The sequence below is a fragment of the Paraburkholderia sp. UCT31 genome, assembly GCF_014397655.1.
GTDB classification, from domain to species: Bacteria; Pseudomonadota; Gammaproteobacteria; order Burkholderiales; family Burkholderiaceae; genus Paraburkholderia; species Paraburkholderia tuberum.
The window spans coordinates 1-251 of sequence record NZ_VZQP01000229.1; the positions used below are offsets into that span (position 1 = coordinate 1).

Below are 251 nucleotides of genomic sequence, written 5' to 3' on the forward strand. Positions count from 1 at the left end.
CGCCGCGTGCCCGTCAATACAGTCTCTCCCGTGGTGTTCTCCATCGCATTTGCTCCGTCGTTACGATGGCTACACCTTCGCACCGCGCGTACGTGCGTTCAAGACGGGATGCGCTGACGGATACATTGAAACCGTGCGGGCCTTGCGTCCTCAGATGATCGCGATGGAAGCTTGTGGCTCTGCCCACCACTGGGCGCGGCGTTTCCAGGAGGCAGGTATCGAGGTGCGCCTCATCAGCCCCCACTACGTTT

1 pseudogene is annotated in these 251 nt (G+C 61.0%); it reads left to right on the forward strand.

Annotated elements, in window-relative coordinates:
* Positions 1 to 133 precede the first annotated feature (133 nt).
* Positions 134 to 251: pseudogene (locus F6X40_RS43150) on the forward strand (IS110 family transposase); the annotation flags it as partial.